15 protein-coding genes and 1 tRNA gene are annotated in these 14,288 nt (G+C 72.4%); 9 read left to right on the top strand and 7 right to left on the bottom strand.

Annotation, left to right across the window (positions count from 1 at the left end):
• The 4 genes from AC2EAQ_RS08760 to AC2EAQ_RS08775 are packed head-to-tail and all read right to left on the bottom strand — an operon-like array spanning position 1 to position 4,521.
• Positions 1-1,530 carry a sigma-54-dependent transcriptional regulator gene (locus tag AC2EAQ_RS08760; protein WP_484642250.1) on the bottom strand — a complete coding sequence of 510 codons (1,530 nt, stop codon included), beginning with the start codon at positions 1,528-1,530 and terminating at the stop codon, positions 1-3.
• On the bottom strand, positions 1,527-3,473 hold the full coding sequence (locus tag AC2EAQ_RS08765) for a sensor histidine kinase (RefSeq protein ID WP_484642254.1): 1,947 nt from the start codon (positions 3,471-3,473) through the stop codon (positions 1,527-1,529). Before AC2EAQ_RS08765 ends, AC2EAQ_RS08760 begins: the two co-directional genes overlap by 4 nt.
• Positions 3,470-3,712, bottom strand: a complete 243-nt coding sequence (locus AC2EAQ_RS08770) for a PP0621 family protein (protein WP_484642257.1) — start codon at positions 3,710-3,712, stop codon at positions 3,470-3,472. Before AC2EAQ_RS08770 ends, AC2EAQ_RS08765 begins: the two co-directional genes overlap by 4 nt.
• Positions 3,709-4,521 (bottom strand): cytochrome C assembly family protein, encoded by an 813-nt coding sequence (locus tag AC2EAQ_RS08775; protein ID WP_484642261.1) that lies wholly within the window; start codon positions 4,519-4,521, stop codon positions 3,709-3,711. The genes AC2EAQ_RS08770 and AC2EAQ_RS08775 overlap by 4 nt, the downstream gene beginning before the upstream one ends.
• A 92-nt stretch (positions 4,522-4,613) precedes the next feature.
• Here AC2EAQ_RS08775 and ffh point away from each other — a divergent pair, with 92 nt between their 5' ends.
• Positions 4,614-5,993, top strand: coding sequence for a signal recognition particle protein (gene ffh, locus AC2EAQ_RS08780; protein ID WP_484642263.1), 1,380 nt, complete (start codon positions 4,614-4,616; stop codon positions 5,991-5,993).
• A gap of 124 nt (positions 5,994-6,117) precedes the next feature.
• A complete protein-coding gene (locus AC2EAQ_RS08785) occupies positions 6,118-6,849 on the top strand; it encodes a DUF2726 domain-containing protein (protein WP_484642268.1) in 732 nt (243 codons plus the stop codon).
• A gap of 13 nt (positions 6,850-6,862) precedes the next feature.
• Here the strand turns inward: AC2EAQ_RS08785 and ftsY are convergent, their stop codons facing one another.
• The gene (gene ftsY / locus AC2EAQ_RS08790; RefSeq protein ID WP_484642270.1) at positions 6,863-7,888 is read right to left on the bottom strand and encodes a signal recognition particle-docking protein FtsY; all 1,026 of its coding nucleotides are present in this window, start codon (positions 7,886-7,888) and stop codon (positions 6,863-6,865) included.
• Between the two features lie 73 nt (positions 7,889-7,961).
• Here ftsY and AC2EAQ_RS08795 point away from each other — a divergent pair.
• The 3 genes from AC2EAQ_RS08795 (at position 7,962) to miaB (ending at position 9,826) form a co-directional block, all read left to right on the top strand.
• A tRNA-Met gene (locus AC2EAQ_RS08795) sits at positions 7,962-8,038 on the top strand.
• Between the two features lie 67 nt (positions 8,039-8,105).
• Positions 8,106-8,480 (top strand): hypothetical protein, encoded by a 375-nt coding sequence (locus tag AC2EAQ_RS08800; protein WP_484642272.1) that lies wholly within the window; start codon positions 8,106-8,108, stop codon positions 8,478-8,480.
• Positions 8,477-9,826, top strand: coding sequence for a tRNA (N6-isopentenyl adenosine(37)-C2)-methylthiotransferase MiaB (gene miaB, locus AC2EAQ_RS08805; protein WP_484642274.1), 1,350 nt, complete (start codon positions 8,477-8,479; stop codon positions 9,824-9,826). The genes AC2EAQ_RS08800 and miaB overlap by 4 nt, the downstream gene beginning before the upstream one ends.
• A 10-nt stretch (positions 9,827-9,836) precedes the next feature.
• On the opposite strand, the gene AC2EAQ_RS08810 is transcribed toward miaB, so the two are convergent.
• The gene (locus AC2EAQ_RS08810; protein ID WP_484642277.1) at positions 9,837-10,112 is read right to left on the bottom strand and encodes a hypothetical protein; all 276 of its coding nucleotides are present in this window, start codon (positions 10,110-10,112) and stop codon (positions 9,837-9,839) included.
• Between the two features lie 48 nt (positions 10,113-10,160).
• Here AC2EAQ_RS08810 and hemA point away from each other — a divergent pair, with 48 nt between their 5' ends.
• The 3 genes from hemA (at position 10,161) to prmC (ending at position 13,484) form a co-directional block, all read left to right on the top strand.
• Entirely contained in the window at positions 10,161-11,477 is a 1,317-nt protein-coding gene (gene hemA / locus AC2EAQ_RS08815) for a glutamyl-tRNA reductase (RefSeq protein WP_484642281.1), read from the top strand.
• A gap of 64 nt (positions 11,478-11,541) precedes the next feature.
• The gene (prfA, locus tag AC2EAQ_RS08820) at positions 11,542-12,633 is read left to right on the top strand and encodes a peptide chain release factor 1 (protein WP_484642283.1); all 1,092 of its coding nucleotides are present in this window, start codon (positions 11,542-11,544) and stop codon (positions 12,631-12,633) included.
• Complete coding sequence (prmC, locus tag AC2EAQ_RS08825) at positions 12,630-13,484, top strand: peptide chain release factor N(5)-glutamine methyltransferase (protein ID WP_484642286.1); 855 nt, start codon at positions 12,630-12,632, stop codon at positions 13,482-13,484. Before prfA ends, prmC begins: the two co-directional genes overlap by 4 nt.
• A 14-nt stretch (positions 13,485-13,498) precedes the next feature.
• Here the strand turns inward: prmC and AC2EAQ_RS08830 are convergent, their stop codons facing one another.
• Positions 13,499-13,645 carry a hypothetical protein gene (locus AC2EAQ_RS08830; protein WP_484642288.1) on the bottom strand — a complete coding sequence of 49 codons (147 nt, stop codon included), beginning with the start codon at positions 13,643-13,645 and terminating at the stop codon, positions 13,499-13,501.
• On the opposite strand from AC2EAQ_RS08830, the gene AC2EAQ_RS08835 reads away from it, so the two are divergent.
• On the top strand, positions 13,644-14,264 hold the full coding sequence (locus tag AC2EAQ_RS08835; RefSeq protein WP_484642290.1) for a hypothetical protein: 621 nt from the start codon (positions 13,644-13,646) through the stop codon (positions 14,262-14,264). The two genes, AC2EAQ_RS08830 and AC2EAQ_RS08835, sit on opposite strands and share 2 nt — an antisense overlap.
• Positions 14,265-14,288: the final 24 nt, after the last annotated feature.

Genomic DNA, 14,288 nt, shown 5'->3' on the forward strand with positions numbered 1-14,288 from the left:
TCAGTCGCCGTCGTTGCCGGCGACGACGACGCCGAGGCGGGCCATCCGGTAGCGCATCTGGCGCAGCGACAGGCCGAGGCTGGCGCCCGCGGCGGTGCGGTTGTTGCGGTGCCGCTCCAGCGCGCGCGACAGGATGTCGCGCTCGACCGCATCGAGGTAGGCCTCGAGGTTGTCGGGCAGCGCGCCTTCGACCGGCAGCGCCGGCGCCGAGCGCAGCGCCGCCAGGCGGGCGTCCACCTCGCCCGGGTCGGACTCGACCACCAGTTCGGTGGCCAGGCCGAGGTCGGCTCGCTCGATCACCTCGCCGGAGGACATCGCGACCGCGCGATGCAGCATGTTCTCGAGCTCGCGCACGTTGCCCGGGAAGGTGTGGTGGGTGAGATCGTCGAAGGCGTCGCGCGCCAGCACCGGCGGCGGCCACTGGCCGGCGTCGCGGGCGATGCGCTCGAGCACCGCGGCGCAGATGGGGCCGAGATCCTCGAGGCGTTCGCGCAGCGGGGGCACGCGGATCTGGATCACGTTGAGGCGGTAGTACAGATCCTGGCGGAAGCGCCCGGCGGCCACTTCCTCGGCCAGGTCCTTGTGCGTGGCGCTGACCACGCGCACGTTGATCGGCGCTTCCACCACCGCGCCCACGGGTCGGACGGACCGCTCCTGGATCACGCGCAGCAGCTTGCTCTGCATCGCCAGCGGCAGGTCTCCGATCTCGTCGAGGAACAGGGTGCCGCCGTGCGCCGCCTGGAAAAAGCCCTCGCGGTCCTCGTTGGCACCGGTGAAGGCGCCCTTGCGGTAGCCGAAGAACTCTGCCTCGAGCAGGTGCTCCGGGATCGCGCCGCAGTTCACCGCGATGAACGGGCCGGCCGCCCGCGCGCTCACGTCGTGGATGGCGCGCGCGACCAGCTCCTTGCCGGTGCCCGACTCCCCCTGCACCAGCGCGGGCGCCATGCTGCGAGCCACCTTTTCGATCAGCGTGCGCACCTGCTGCATGGCCACCGACTTGCCCGACAGGCGACGCAGGGCTGGCGGCACCGCGTCGGCGCGCGGCGCGTCGCCGCCGCGGCGCGCCGGCTCCTCGCGGACGACCCGCGCGGCCGCCGGCTGGGCGCTGGGCAGGCTGGACGGCACCACCGTCGGCGCGGACTGCGGCGCGCGCCCGAGCGCCGAGGCGACCACCGACCGGAACTGGCGCAGGTCGACCGGCTTGGTGAGGTAGTCGTAGGCCCCCGCCTTCAGCGCCTCGACGGCGTTCTCGGCCGAACCGTAGGCGGTGATGACGATGGCCTTCTCTCGCCGCGTGGCCTGCTGCTCGATCCAGGCCAGCACGTCCAGCCCGCTGCCGTCGGGCAGCCGCATGTCGGTGATCACCGCGCTGTACGTGCGGTCGCGCAGCTGCTGCAGCGCCTGCTCCACCGTGCCGGCGGTCTCGACCTCGTAGCCCTCGCGCAGCAGCGTCAGTTCGTAGAGGGTTCGCAGGTCCGGCTCGTCGTCGACGACGAGCAGGCTGTAGTGCGCGGAGGCGTTCTGGGTCACGGCAGCAGGCGGTCCTGTTTGGGAGGCAGCGCGGCACCCGACACGACGCGCATCACCACCACGAACTCGTTGCTGTGCGGGGCGCCGGCCGGGTGCTGCCAGTAGTCGATGCTGCCGCCGTAGCGTTCGCACAGCTCGCGGCAAATATACAGGCCGAGCCCGGTGCCCCGGCTGCGCGTCGAGAAGAACGGCTCGAACAGGAAGGGCTCGATGTCCGGCGGTATCGGATCGCCGTCACTGGCCACCGACAGGCGGGCCTGGCCGCCGCCGCGGTCCTCGGCCACGAGCGAGATCGCGCCCGGCCTGTCGCTGGCGTAGCGCCGCGCGTTGTCGAGCAGGTTCACGAGCACGCGGCGCAGGTGTTCGGCGTCGAACAGCACGGCCAGCGGGTCGTGCGGCAGCTGGACGCGCAGGCGGCTGCCGGTGCCCAGCGGCAGCTGGCTGGTGCGTGCCCAGTCGGACACGATGCGCCCCACTTCCGCGCCCAGGTCGATCGGCCGCGGGTTGGCACCGGGCCCGGGGGCCACCTCCATCACGTCGTCGACGATCCGCTTGAGCCGCTCGACGTTGTCGGCCACCATCGCGGTGAGCATGTCCTGCTCCGGGCTGGTGGTCTCCTCGCGCAGCAGTGCGTTGGCCTGGGCGATGGCAGCCAGCGGATTACGGATCTCGTGCGCGATGCCGGCGGACACGCGACCCATCGCGGCCAGCTTCTCCTGGCGGTTGCGCGCCTGCACGCTGCGCAGGTCCTCGAGGAACAGCACGCAGAACACTTCCTTGCCCGCGTCGCCACCGGAACGCGAGCGCGGCCGCGTGAAGCGCGCGCGCAGTCGCAGCGTGCGCACCTGACCGGCCTCGAACGGCAGCTGCACGTCGCGCGACGACTCGGGCCAGGTCAGGGACTCGAAGGCGTGGGCCACGCGCTCGGCCAGCTCCCGCCAGGCCGGCTCGTCCTGCAGCTGGAAGGGCGCCGGCTGGCCGATGCCCTGCGCCACCAGCAGGCGCCGGGCGGCGGGATTGGCGGCGCGCACGCGCGCCCGGCGGTCCACGACCATCACGCCGTCGGCCATCTCCTCGATCACCAGCCGGTTGAGCTGGGCCTGCTGGCGCGCCAGCTCGAGGCTGCCCCGCGCCGTCATCTCCTCGCGCGCCAGGCGCAGCGCGAGCTCGCCGGCCAGCAGCGTGATGACGAACAGCCCGATCCCGGTCAGCGCCGCGGGCGCCAGGGCGGTGGTCGCCTCGGAGATCGATCCGCTCCAGTACCAGGACGTGGACAGCAGCACCAGCGAGGCGGTCGCCGCCGCCGCCATGGCCGGCACGCGCGGCGTGAGCACGCCCGCCATCAGTGCGGGCAGCACGAGCAGCGGGGCGTAGTTGAAGCTGCCGGCCGCAGCCAGCCAGTGCAGCGAGGAGAACACCAGCAGGTCGAAGCCGATGGTGGCCACCCATTGCCGGCGCGACAGGCGCGTCGTCGACGCACTCGCCGGCGCGATGCGGCGAAAGCGCGGCAGCAGCCACAGCGTCAGGGCCTGTACGGCGTAGGCCAGGCTGATCACGCCGCCGGCCAGCGAGCGGGTGCCCAGCGCCAGGCCGACGATCTGGGCCCCGAGCAGAGCCAGTCCCAGGGCCGCCCGGGCGCCCAGGAAGATGGCATACAGCCGCTCGAAGCTCGAGTCCCCCGCGCCGACGATGCGCCGCGCCTGCCGAGCAAGGTAGGGGCTGTCGGCCGGCATGGAGCTGGCACCCCAGTCGGCCTCGCCCCGCGTGCCGCCGACGCTGTCGGCACCGTCCTGCGGCCGGGGAACGCCCTCGCCACCGGCACCCATGGCATCGAACAGCGACTCCTCGGTCAGGGTGGCCGAGAACTCGGGGGCGTCGCTGCGTCGGTCCGTACGGCGGCGTTCGACGCGACGCCGCTCGCGAGGCGGCGGGGACGATGTCATCGGTCGTCCGAGCGCGGCCCGGCGTCGCGATGTTCGGCGCAGCAGTACACCTGCCCGCCGGACAGCAGCGCCTCGCTGCGCGGCAGGTGCACGCCACAGCGGGCACAGCGCGTCATGGCCTCGGGCCCGGCCGCCGGACGCGACGGCTTGGCCTCGCCGCTGGAGCGCCGGGTCCGGCTGCGGCCGAACAGCATCCACAGCAGCAGCACGACCGCCAGCAGCACCAGCAAATACTTCATGCGACGGCCCCGCGCTGCAGCAGCACCTCGATCACGAAACGCGCCCCCACGTAGGCCAGCAGCAGCAGCAGGGCGCCCGCATAGACCCAGCGCGTGGCGTGCCGCCCGCGCCAGCCACGCAGGTGGCGTCCCAGGATCAGCACGGCGAAGGTGGCCCAGCCCAGCAGCGACAGCACCGTCTTGTGGTCCAGGCGCCATTGCGGCGTGAGCAGCGCACCCAGCAGCAACGCCACGCTCAGCACCGCGAAGCCCACCTCGACGAAGCGGAAGGTCAGGCGCTCGAGCTGGAGCAACGGGATCGAACCGCCGGGCGCGCGCGCGGGCATCGACCCCGCCGCGGTGCGCAGGCGCCGCTCGGCACCGTCGAGCAGCCATGCATGCAGCACGGCCACCGCGAACAGGCCGTAGGACACCACGCCGAGCAACCAGTGCAGCGGCAGCCAGGCCGCGCCCGACGACGCGTGCGGCCGGGCCTCGCCGGGATAGACCGCGGCCAGCAGCACCACCACGGCGGCCGAGGTCGCCAGCAGCAGGCGCACCGCGGGCACGGGCAGCAGGCGGCTTTCCACCGCATGCACCGCAATGACGATCCACACGGTGGCAGACAGGGCCGGGGCGAAGCCGAAGCGCGCGCCTGCGACGTCGCTGCCGAAGCCCGCCACGTCGAGCCACAGCGCGAGGCCGTGAGCGACCCAGCCGATGGCCAGCGCCGCGTCCGGCCAGCGCATCTTGACGCGCACCGGCCAGGCGGCCGCCGTGTAGGCCAGCATCGCGGCCAGACCCAGCATCCAGGGCAGGGTCAGGCCCATCGGGGTGCGGCCGGGGGGGTGGGCGTCGCTACACTCATGCGGTCAGTTTACTTTCGCCGACGTCCCGCCCGGGCACCGCGGCGAGCGATTGCATGGCCTCCGCCCTCACCGACCGCCTGTCGCGCCTCGTCAAGACGATGCGCGGCCAGGCCCGCATCACCGAATCGAACGTCGCCGACATGCTGCGCGAGGTTCGCATGGCGCTGCTCGAGGCCGACGTGGCGCTGCCGGTGGTGCGCGAGTTCGTGGCCCGGGTCAAGGACAAGGCGCTTGGCCAGGAAGTGGTCGGCTCGCTCAACCCGGGACAGGCCCTGGTGGGCATCGTCCACAAGGAGCTGGCGGCGACGATGGGCGACGGCGTCGCCGACATCGACCTGGCCACGCAGCCGCCGGCGGTGATCCTGATGGCAGGCCTGCAGGGCGCCGGCAAGACCACCACCACCGCCAAGCTGGCCCGGCACCTGATCGAGAAGCGCCGCAAGAAGGTGCTCACAGTGTCGGCCGACGTGTACCGGCCGGCGGCGATCGAGCAGCTCAAGACCGTGACGCGGCAGGCGGGCGCCGAGTGGTTCCCGTCCACGCCCGACCAGAAGCCGCGCGAGATCGCGCTGGCGGCGCTCGACCATGCACGGCGCCACTACTTCGACGTGCTGCTGGTGGACACCGCCGGCCGGCTGGCGATCGACGAAGCATTGATGGCCGAGATCCGCGAGCTTCACGCCGCGCTGAACCCGGTGGAGACGCTGTTCGTCGTCGACGCGATGCAGGGCCAGGACGCGGTGAACACGGCGCGGGCCTTCAAGGAAGCCCTGCCGCTGACCGGTGTGGTGCTGACCAAGCTCGACGGCGATTCCCGCGGCGGCGCGGCGCTGTCGGTGCGGCAGGTCACCGGCGCGCCGATCAAGTTCGCCGGCGTCTCCGAGAAGATCGACGGCCTCGAGGTCTTCGACGCCGAGCGTCACGCCGGCCGCGTGCTCGGCATGGGCGACATCGTCGCCCTGGTCGAGGAGGTGCAGAAGGGCGTCGACCTCGACGCCGCGAAGAAGGTCGCCGACAAGCTCAAGTCCGGCGACGGCTTCGACCTGAACGACTTCCTGGTTCAGATCTCGCAGATGAAGAAGATGGGCGGGCTGTCGTCGCTGATGGACAAGCTGCCGTCGCAGCTGACGGCCCGTGCCGGCCAGCTCGGTCAGGCGGACATGGACCGCGCCGAACGCGACGTGCGCCGCATGGAGGGCATCATCTGCTCGATGACGCCGCTGGAGCGGCGCAAGCCCGAGCTGATCAAGGCCGGCCGCAAGCGCCGCATCGCCGCCGGCGCCGGGGTGCAGGTGCAGGATGTGAACCGCCTGCTGAACCAGTTCGACCAGATGCGCGGCATGATGAAGAAGATGCAGGGCGGCGGGCTGGCCAAGATGATGCGGCGTTTCGGCGGCATGGGCGGCGCCGGCATGAAGGGTCTGCCGCGCTGACACCGCGCCGGAACGGGCCGGCGGCGCGTTCAAACCGTTACGTTATGGGGATGGCTGTCATCCTCGCGCCGCCGTATCGTGTAACAGTGGCGGACTGCGCCATTGCATCCTTCCGAACGGGACCATGTCACTCGATGTGTTGTTGATCGCCGGCGTCGCCGTGCTGGTGGCCCTCGTCGCCTACCTCGTGCTGCGCGGCCGGCACAAGAGTGCCGACGCGGAAGCCGGCGGCGCGCGGCGGGTCCGCGACGACGTCGACACCCTGGCCGCCTGGCCTCCCGAGGTGACGCGCCTGCTCACCAGCGGCGAACGGTCGGCGCACGACGTGCTGGCCAAGGCCCTGCCGGAGTGCATGATCTTTGCCCAGGTGCCGCTGGCGCGCTTCATCAAGGTGCCGCGGCGCCATTCGTATGCCGAGTGGCTGACCCGGGTCGGTCACCTGTGTGCCGACTTCGTCATCTGCGACCGGGCATCGCTGGTGATCGGCGCCGTCATGCTGCAGACCATCCGCGACAGCGAACGCTCGGACCGCCGGCGGGCGCGCATGACCCGTGTGCTGAAGGCCGCCGGTGTCAAGGTGTTCTCCTGGCGCGAGGAGGCCCTGCCGTCGCCCCAGGCCGCGCGAGACCAGATCCTGCAGCGCACCGGCGTGCCGACGGTAGAGGTAGCGGCCCCACCGGCGCCGGCCCGTCCGCAACGAACGGGCGCAGGACCCGTGGCGATCCCCCTGCCGGAGGTGGTGGCGATCGACGAGCACAGCCCGCGGCAGGAGCCCCCGCCCTCGACCTGGTTCGACGACCTCGACAGCGGGCGCATGCCGCTGGATCCCGCCAAGCGCCAGCAGGGCGCACGCTGAACGCGGCCGCCGATCAGGACAGCAGGGCCTGCGCGAACTCGCGCGCGGAGAAGGTCTCCAGGTCCTCGAGCTTCTCGCCCACGCCGATGTAGTACACCGGCACCGGCCCGCCCGCCCGCTCGCGGGCCCACAGCGCCACGGCGGCCAGCACGCCGCCCTTGGCGGTGCCGTCCAGCTTGGTGACGACCAGGCCCGTCAGGCCCAGCGCGTCGTCGAACGCCTTCACCTGGGCCAGGGCGTTCTGGCCGGTGTTGCCGTCCACCACCAGCAGCACCTCGTGCGGCGCGCCGTCCATGGCCTTGCCGATCGTGCGCTTGATCTTGCGAAGCTCTTCCATCAGGTGCAGCTGGGTCGGCAGGCGCCCCGCCGTGTCGGCGATGACGACATCGCAGCCGCGCGAGCGCCCGGCCACCACGGCGTCGAACACCACCGCCGCCGGGTCGCCGCCCTCCTGGCTGACGATCTGCACCTGGTTGCGGTCGGCCCAGACGGCCAGCTGCTCCCGAGCCGCGGCGCGGAACGTATCGGCCGCGGCCAGCAGCACTTTCTGCCCGCCCTCGGCCAGGTGTCGGGTCAGCTTGCCGATCGTGGTGGTCTTGCCGGCGCCGTTGACGCCGGTGACCATCATCACGGTCACTCCCTCCGGGCGCAGTTCCAGCGGGCGCTCCAGCGGCGCCAGCAGGTCGCCCAGCGCGTCGGCCAGCAGGCCCTTCACGGCGGCGGGGTCGGCGGTGCCGCTCTGGCGCACCCGCTTCTTCAGGTCGTCGAGCAGGAACTGGGTGGCGCGCACGCCGCTGTCGGCCATCAGCAGGGCCGACTCGAGATCCTCGTACAGCGCGTCGTCGATGCGCGCGCCGGTGAAGACCTGCGCGATGCTGCTGCCGGTACGGCGCAGCCCGGCCGACAGACGCGACATCCAGCCCCGGCGCTCGGGCGCCGAGGCGGGCTGTGCCGCGGCCGCCGGCGGCGCCGGTGGCGTCACGGCACCCGGCGGCGTCGGCACCGGCGGGGCGCCCTTCTTGCGGAAAAAGCTGAACATCCTGGACAGGTCCGGTCGGGCCGGCCTGCATGCGCCGGACAGCCAATTCGCCGCCGCTATAATTGCGGGCTCAGGCGCTTTAGCTCAGTCGGTTAGAGCGACGGAATCATAATCCGCAGGTCCGGGGTTCGAATCCCTGAAGCGCCACCAGACTCCCGGCCCGACGGCGCCCTGCGCCTTCGGGCCTCGCTTTTTCCACAGCCCCTGGATCCACACCATGATTCGCTGTGTCGCCGTTGCCGTGATTGCCCTGGCCGCCGCCCTGCCGGCCCAGGCCCAGCGCACCTTCGAGCGGACCGCCCTGCGCGGCGAGCTGGTCGTCGTCGCGCCGCCGGAGGCCCGCCTCAACGGCGCGCCGGTCCGGCTGGCCCCGGGAGCCCGGGTCCGCAGCGCGCAGAACATGCTGGTGCTGTCGGGCAGCCTGCTGGAGCAGAAGCTGCTGGTGCACTACACGCTCGACGGCATGGGCCAGGTCCAGGACGTCTGGATCCTGACGCCGGCCGAGGCCGCCAAGACCCCCTGGCCGCGCACGCCCGCGGAGGCCCAGGCGTGGATCTTCGATCCGACCCTGCAGCGCTGGAGCAAGCCGTGAGCGGCGGCCCGAAGAAGGTCTTCATCCGGACCTTCGGCTGCCAGATGAACGAGTACGACTCGGACAAGATGGCCGACGTGCTGCGCGAGGCCGCCGGCTACGAACCCACCACCGACGTCGAGCAGGCCGACCTGATCCTGTTCAACACCTGCTCGGTGCGCGAGAAGGCCCAGGAGAAGGTGTTCTCCGACCTCGGGCGCGTGAAGCACCTCAAGCAGCGTGGCGTACTCATCGGCGTGGGCGGCTGCGTGGCCAGCCAGGAAGGCGCGGCGATCGTCGAGCGCGCGCCCTACGTAGACCTGGTCTTCGGCCCGCAGACGCTGCACCGGCTGCCGCAGATGATCGACGCCCGCCGCGCCGCCGGGCGCGCGCAGGTCGACATCAGCTTCCCGGAGATCGAGAAGTTCGACCACCTGCCGCCGGCCCGCGTGGAAGGCGCCAGCGCCTTCGTCTCGATCATGGAAGGCTGCTCCAAGTACTGCTCCTACTGCGTGGTGCCCTACACGCGCGGCGAGGAGGTGAGCCGCCCCTTCGAGGACGTGCTCACCGAGGTGGCGGGCCTGGCCGACCAGGGCGTGCGCGAGGTCACGCTGCTGGGCCAGAACGTCAATGCCTACCGCGGGCGCATGGGCGAGGGCGCGGACATCGCCGACTTCGCGCTGCTGCTGGAGTACGTGCACGACATCCCGGGCGTCGAGCGCATCCGCTACACCACCAGCCATCCCAACGAGTTCACCCAGCGCCTGATCGACGCCTACGGCCGGCTTCCCAAGCTGGTGAGCCACCTGCACCTGCCGGTGCAGCACGGCAGCGACCGGATCCTGTCGGCGATGAAGCGCGGCTACACGGCGATGGAATACAAGAGCACGGTGCGCAAGCTGCGCGCCGTGCGCCCCGGCATCAGCCTGTCGTCGGACTTCATCGTCGGTTTCCCGGGCGAGACCGAGGACGACTTCGACCGCACGATGAAGCTGATCGAGGACGTCGGCTTCGACAGCTCGTTCTCGTTCGTCTTCTCGGCGCGCCCCGGCACGCCGGCCGCCGCCCTGCCCGACGACACGCCGCAGGCGACGAAGCTCGCGCGGCTGCAGGCGCTGCAGGCCCGAGTCGAGGAGCAGGCGCGCCGGATCTCCGCGTCGCGCGTGGGCACGGTCCAGCGCGTGCTGGTGGAAGGCCCGTCCCGCAAGGACCGCACCGAACTGATGGGACGCACCGAATGCAACCGGATCGTCAACTTCCGGGGCATGCCGCGGCTGGTCGGGCAGATGGTGGACCTGCGCATCACCGAGGCGCTGCCGCATTCGCTGCGCGGCGAGGTGGTGGCCGCGGAATCGGTGACCGCCTGAAGCGCGCGTCTCAGCGGCGCATGAAGCCGGCCCACCACAGCGCCACCGCCGTGGCCGCGACGAGCAGACCGTACGTGCCCATGCGCCCGTCTCGCCCGAAGGCCACCAGGCCCGCCACGAGGGCCGCTGCGCCCGCGCCGGACGACCAGGCGACCAGCCGCGCCACGCCCGCACCGGCCAGCTGGCGCCGCCACAGCAGCTTGGCCAGCAGGGTCGTGACTACCGCCACGCCCACGGCGGGCGCGAAGAAGTTCATCAGGTGCCAGATCGCGTCGAGCGGACCCATGGGGTGTGTCTTGATGACAGGGGCGGGCCGGATTCTAGAATCGACCCCATGGGCGTCCTGACCCTTGGCCTGAACCACACCACCGCACCGCTGGACGTGCGGGGCAAGTTCGCGTTCGAGCCACACCAGTTGCAGACGCCCCTGCGGGCCCTGACCGAACGCCTGGTGCGCGCCGGCCCGGAGGCCGCACTGCTGTCCACCTGCAACCGCACCGAGCTGTACCTGGCCGCGGACGCGCGCGAGCTCAACGAACTGGTGCAGCCGGCCACCGAGTGGCTGGCCGCCCAGGGCGGGGTGAGCCCGCAGCAGCTGGTGGCCTACACCTACACCGCCGAGAACCGGGCCGCGGCGCGCCATGCGTTCCGCGTCGCCGCCGGGCTCGACTCCATGGTGCTGGGCGAGCCGCAGATCCTGGGGCAGATGAAGCAGGCCGTGCGCGAGGCCGACGAGGCCGGCACGCTGGGCACGACGCTGCACCAGCTGTTCCAGCGCTCGTTCGCCGTGGCCAAGGAGGTGCGCACCAGCACCGAGATCGGCTCGCACTCGGTGAGCATGGCCGCGGCGGCGGTGCGTCTGGCGTCCCAGCTGTTCGAGGACCTGCGCGAGCAGCGGGTGCTGTTCGTGGGTGCGGGCGAGATGATCGAACTGGTGGCGACCCATTTCGCCGCCCGCGAGCCGAAGGCGATCGCGCTGGCCAACCGCACCCTCGAGCGCGGCGAGGCGCTGGCGGCACGCTTCGGCGCGCAGGCGATGCGCCTGGCCGAACTGCCCGACCGGCTGGCCGGCTTCGACATCGTGGTGTCGTGCACCGCCAGTTCGCTGCCGATCATCGGCCTGGGGGCCGTCGAGCGCGCGCTCAAGCAGCGCCGGCGCCGCCCGATGTTCATGGTCGACCTGGCCGTGCCGCGCGACATCGAGCCCGAGGTCGGCAAACTGGCCGACGTCTACCTGTACACGGTGGACGACCTGTCCACACTGGTCCAGACGGCCGGCGAGAAGCGCCAGGCCGCCGTGGAGCAGGCCGAGGCCATCATCGACGCGGGGGTGCAGAGCTTCGCCCACTGGCTGGACCAGCGTGCCAGCGTGCCGCTGATCCAGGCGCTGAACCGCCAGGCCGACGCCTGGCGCGAGGCGGAGCTGGCGCGGGCGCGCAAGCTGCTGGCGCGCGGCGACGACCCGCAGCAGGTGCTCGATGCGCTGGCGCGCGGCCTGACCCAGAAGATGCTGCACGGCGCGTTCGCCGAGCTGAACGCGGCCGACGCCGGCCAGCGCGAGCAGGTGGCCGACACCGTGTCGCGCCTGTTCCTGCGCCGCGCGCCCAAGGCCCCGGGCAACCCGCCCGACGCGGGCGACACCTCGCTCTAGCGACGCGCCGGCCTGCCGCGTACCGGCCTGCGCCGGCGCGGCCTGCCCCGCACGCCTGCCTCCCATGAAAGACTCCCTGCGACAACAACTCGAGCGCCTGTCGATGCGGCTGGCCGAGCTCGACGCCAGCCTGGCCGACCCGGCCACCAGCGCCGACATGAAGCGCTACCGCGCCATCGCCCGCGAACAGGCCGAAGCGTCGAACCTCGTGTCGCTGTACCGCCGGCTGGAGCAGCGCGAGCGCGACCTGGCCGACGCCCAGGCGATGCAGGACGACCCCGAGTTCGCCGAGATGGCGCGCGACGAGATCGAGCAGGCCCGCACCGAGATCGCCAGCCTGGAGGCGCAGCTGCAGACCGCCCTGCTGCCGCGCGACCCCGACGACGACCGCAATGCCTTCCTCGAGATCCGCGCCGGCACCGGCGGCGACGAGTCGGCGCTGTTCGCCGGCGACCTGGCGCGCATGTACCTGCGCTGGTGCGAGCGCAAGGGCTTCCGCACCGAGGTGTTGAGCGAGAGTGCCTCGGAACTCGGCGGCTACAAGGAGCTGGTGCTCCGGGTCGAGGGGGCCGGCGCCTATGGCCTGCTACGCTTCGAGTCGGGCGGGCACCGCGTGCAGCGCGTGCCGGCCACCGAGAGCCAGGGCCGCATCCACACCAGCGCCGCCACGGTGGCGGTGCTGCCCGAACCCGACGAGGCCGAGGAGGTGCAGATCAACCCGGCCGAGCTGCGCATCGACACCTTCCGCGCCAGCGGCGCGGGTGGCCAGCACGTCAACAAGACCGACAGCGCGATCCGGATCACCCACCTGCCCACCGGCCTGGTGGCGGAGTGCCAGGACGACCGCTCGCAGCACCGCAACAAGGCCAAGGCGATGGCGGTGCTGGTGGCGCGCCTGCGCGACCGGGACCGCAACGAGCGGGCCGCCAAGGAGGCCGCCGCGCGCAAGAGCCTCGTCGGCAGCGGCGACCGCAGCGACCGCATCCGCACCTACAACTTCCCGCAGGGCCGGCTCACCGACCACCGCATCAACCTCACCCTCTACAAGCTGCAGATGGTGATGGACGGCGATCTCGACGACGTGCTCGACGCGCTCAAGGCCGCGCGGGCCGCCGAGCAGCTGGCCGCCCTGGAGGCCGGCGAGGCCACGCGGTGACCGACGCGCCGCGCACGGTGCGCGACCTGCTGGCGCAGGCCCGGGCCCTGGGCGTGGACCGGTTGGACGCGCAGCTGCTGGCCTGCCACGGCCTCGGCTGCACGCGGGCCTGGCTGCTGGCGCACGACGACGAGGCGCTGCCGCGCGACACCGGGCGCGCGCTGCGCAGTCTTCTGGAGCGCCGGGCCTCGGGCGAGCCGCTGGCCTACCTCACCGGCGAACGCGAGTTCCACGGCCTGTCGCTGCAGGTCTCGCCCGCCGTGCTGGTGCCGCGGCCCGACACGGAAACGCTGGTGGACTGGGCGCTGGAGCTGGTGTCGGGTCGCCCGGACGCCCCTCCCGGCCCCCGTATGCTGGACCTGGGCACCGGCAGCGGCGCCATCGCGCTGGCGCTGCGCCGCGGCTGCCCGCAGGCCGAGGTCCATGCCAGCGACCGCAGTGCAGCGGCGCTGGAGACGGCGCGCCGCAACGGTCGGCGCCTGGGCCTGGACGTGACCTGGCACCCGGGCTCCTGGTGGGACGCGGTACCGGGCCGGACCTTCGACCTGGTGCTGTCCAACCCACCCTATGTCGCGCCGGGCGACCCCCATCTGCCGGCGTTGCGCCACGAACCCGTCGAGGCGCTGGTGCCGCACGACGATCCCGGCGACGGCCTGGCCGACATCCGCCGCATCGTCGGTGGCGCCCGGGCCCATCTGGTGCCCGGCGGCTGGCTGTTGCTGGAGCATGGCGCCGACCAGGCCGAAGGCGTCGCGAGCCTGCTGCGCGAGGCCGGCTTCGACCCGCCCGAGACCCGCCGGGACCTCTCCGGGCACGCTCGCGTGACGGGCGCCCGGCGTCCCGCCGACTGAGCGCAGCCGGCCGGTCACATCGCGTCACAGTGCATCCGGCGAAGACGGCAATCGTTGGCGTTCGGCATGCGCCAACGGGCGCCGCAGCGGCGTAGCATCGATTCCAGGGTGAGGCAGCGCGGTGCGATGTCGTACCGCTGCACCCGCAGGGAGACGGTCATGGGATCCACCGCCATCGAGTCCGGCCGCAGCCGGTTGTGCCGCCTCTGGACCGGGGCGCTGATCGCCGTGGTCGCCACCTCGGCGGCGGCTCAGGGCGGTCTCTCGATCGACGACCAGGCCGGCTTCGGGCCCCGACTTCAGGCCCGCGTGGGCCTCAATACCGGCCTGTCACTCGACGGCACCGGCACGTCCTGGCAGCAGCAGGCCGGCGTGGTGCTGGGCGACTACTATTTCAGCCGGGCGCGACTCGGCAGCAGCGATGTGAGCGGCGGCTTTCGCGCCACGAGCGGCCTGCTGCTGGGTCAGCGCTCCTTGGCAATGGGCACGCCAGCCCTGGCCACCGGCCAGGGCTTCACGCTGACGATGGTGCGGCAGCCGCGCTGGGCCTCGGCCGTGGGCGAATCGGTGTCGGAACACTGGAGCGCCGTGCCCTACCTCGGTGTGGGCTGGAGCGGCATGTCGGCGCGCGGCGGCTGGGGCCTGTCGGCCGACCTGGGCGTCGCCGCCCGGGCCACGACCGGCGGCCTGCGGGTGGGCAACACGATGGCGCTGGACGACCTGCTGCGCGAATGGCGCCTGACGCCGATGCTCCACGTGGGCGTGTCCTACGCCTTCTGAACGCCCTGCGGGCACGCCGCCCGG

This window comes from Aquabacterium sp. T101 (assembly GCF_057219775.1).

What these genes read in the sequence shown, in the direction of transcription:
- AC2EAQ_RS08765 (WP_484642254.1), bottom strand. Translation starts at nt 3,473, where the DNA reads ATGACATCGTCCCCGCCGCCTCGCGAGCGGCGTCGCGTCGAACGCCGC.
- AC2EAQ_RS08770 (WP_484642257.1), bottom strand. Translation starts at nt 3,712, where the DNA reads ATGAAGTATTTGCTGGTGCTGCTGGCGGTCGTGCTGCTGCTGTGGATG.
- AC2EAQ_RS08775 (WP_484642261.1), bottom strand. Translation starts at nt 4,521, where the DNA reads ATGGGCCTGACCCTGCCCTGGATGCTGGGTCTGGCCGCGATGCTGGCC.
- ffh (WP_484642263.1), top strand. Translation starts at nt 4,614, where the DNA reads ATGGCCTCCGCCCTCACCGACCGCCTGTCGCGCCTCGTCAAGACGATG.
- AC2EAQ_RS08785 (WP_484642268.1), top strand. Translation starts at nt 6,118, where the DNA reads ATGTCACTCGATGTGTTGTTGATCGCCGGCGTCGCCGTGCTGGTGGCC.
- ftsY (WP_484642270.1), bottom strand. Translation starts at nt 7,888, where the DNA reads ATGTTCAGCTTTTTCCGCAAGAAGGGCGCCCCGCCGGTGCCGACGCCG.
- AC2EAQ_RS08800 (WP_484642272.1), top strand. Translation starts at nt 8,106, where the DNA reads ATGATTCGCTGTGTCGCCGTTGCCGTGATTGCCCTGGCCGCCGCCCTG.
- AC2EAQ_RS08810 (WP_484642277.1), bottom strand. Translation starts at nt 10,112, where the DNA reads ATGGGTCCGCTCGACGCGATCTGGCACCTGATGAACTTCTTCGCGCCC.
- hemA (WP_484642281.1), top strand. Translation starts at nt 10,161, where the DNA reads ATGGGCGTCCTGACCCTTGGCCTGAACCACACCACCGCACCGCTGGAC.
- prfA (WP_484642283.1), top strand. Translation starts at nt 11,542, where the DNA reads ATGAAAGACTCCCTGCGACAACAACTCGAGCGCCTGTCGATGCGGCTG.
- AC2EAQ_RS08835 (WP_484642290.1), top strand. Translation starts at nt 13,644, where the DNA reads ATGGGATCCACCGCCATCGAGTCCGGCCGCAGCCGGTTGTGCCGCCTC.
- AC2EAQ_RS08830 (WP_484642288.1), bottom strand. Translation starts at nt 13,645, where the DNA reads ATGACCGTCTCCCTGCGGGTGCAGCGGTACGACATCGCACCGCGCTGC.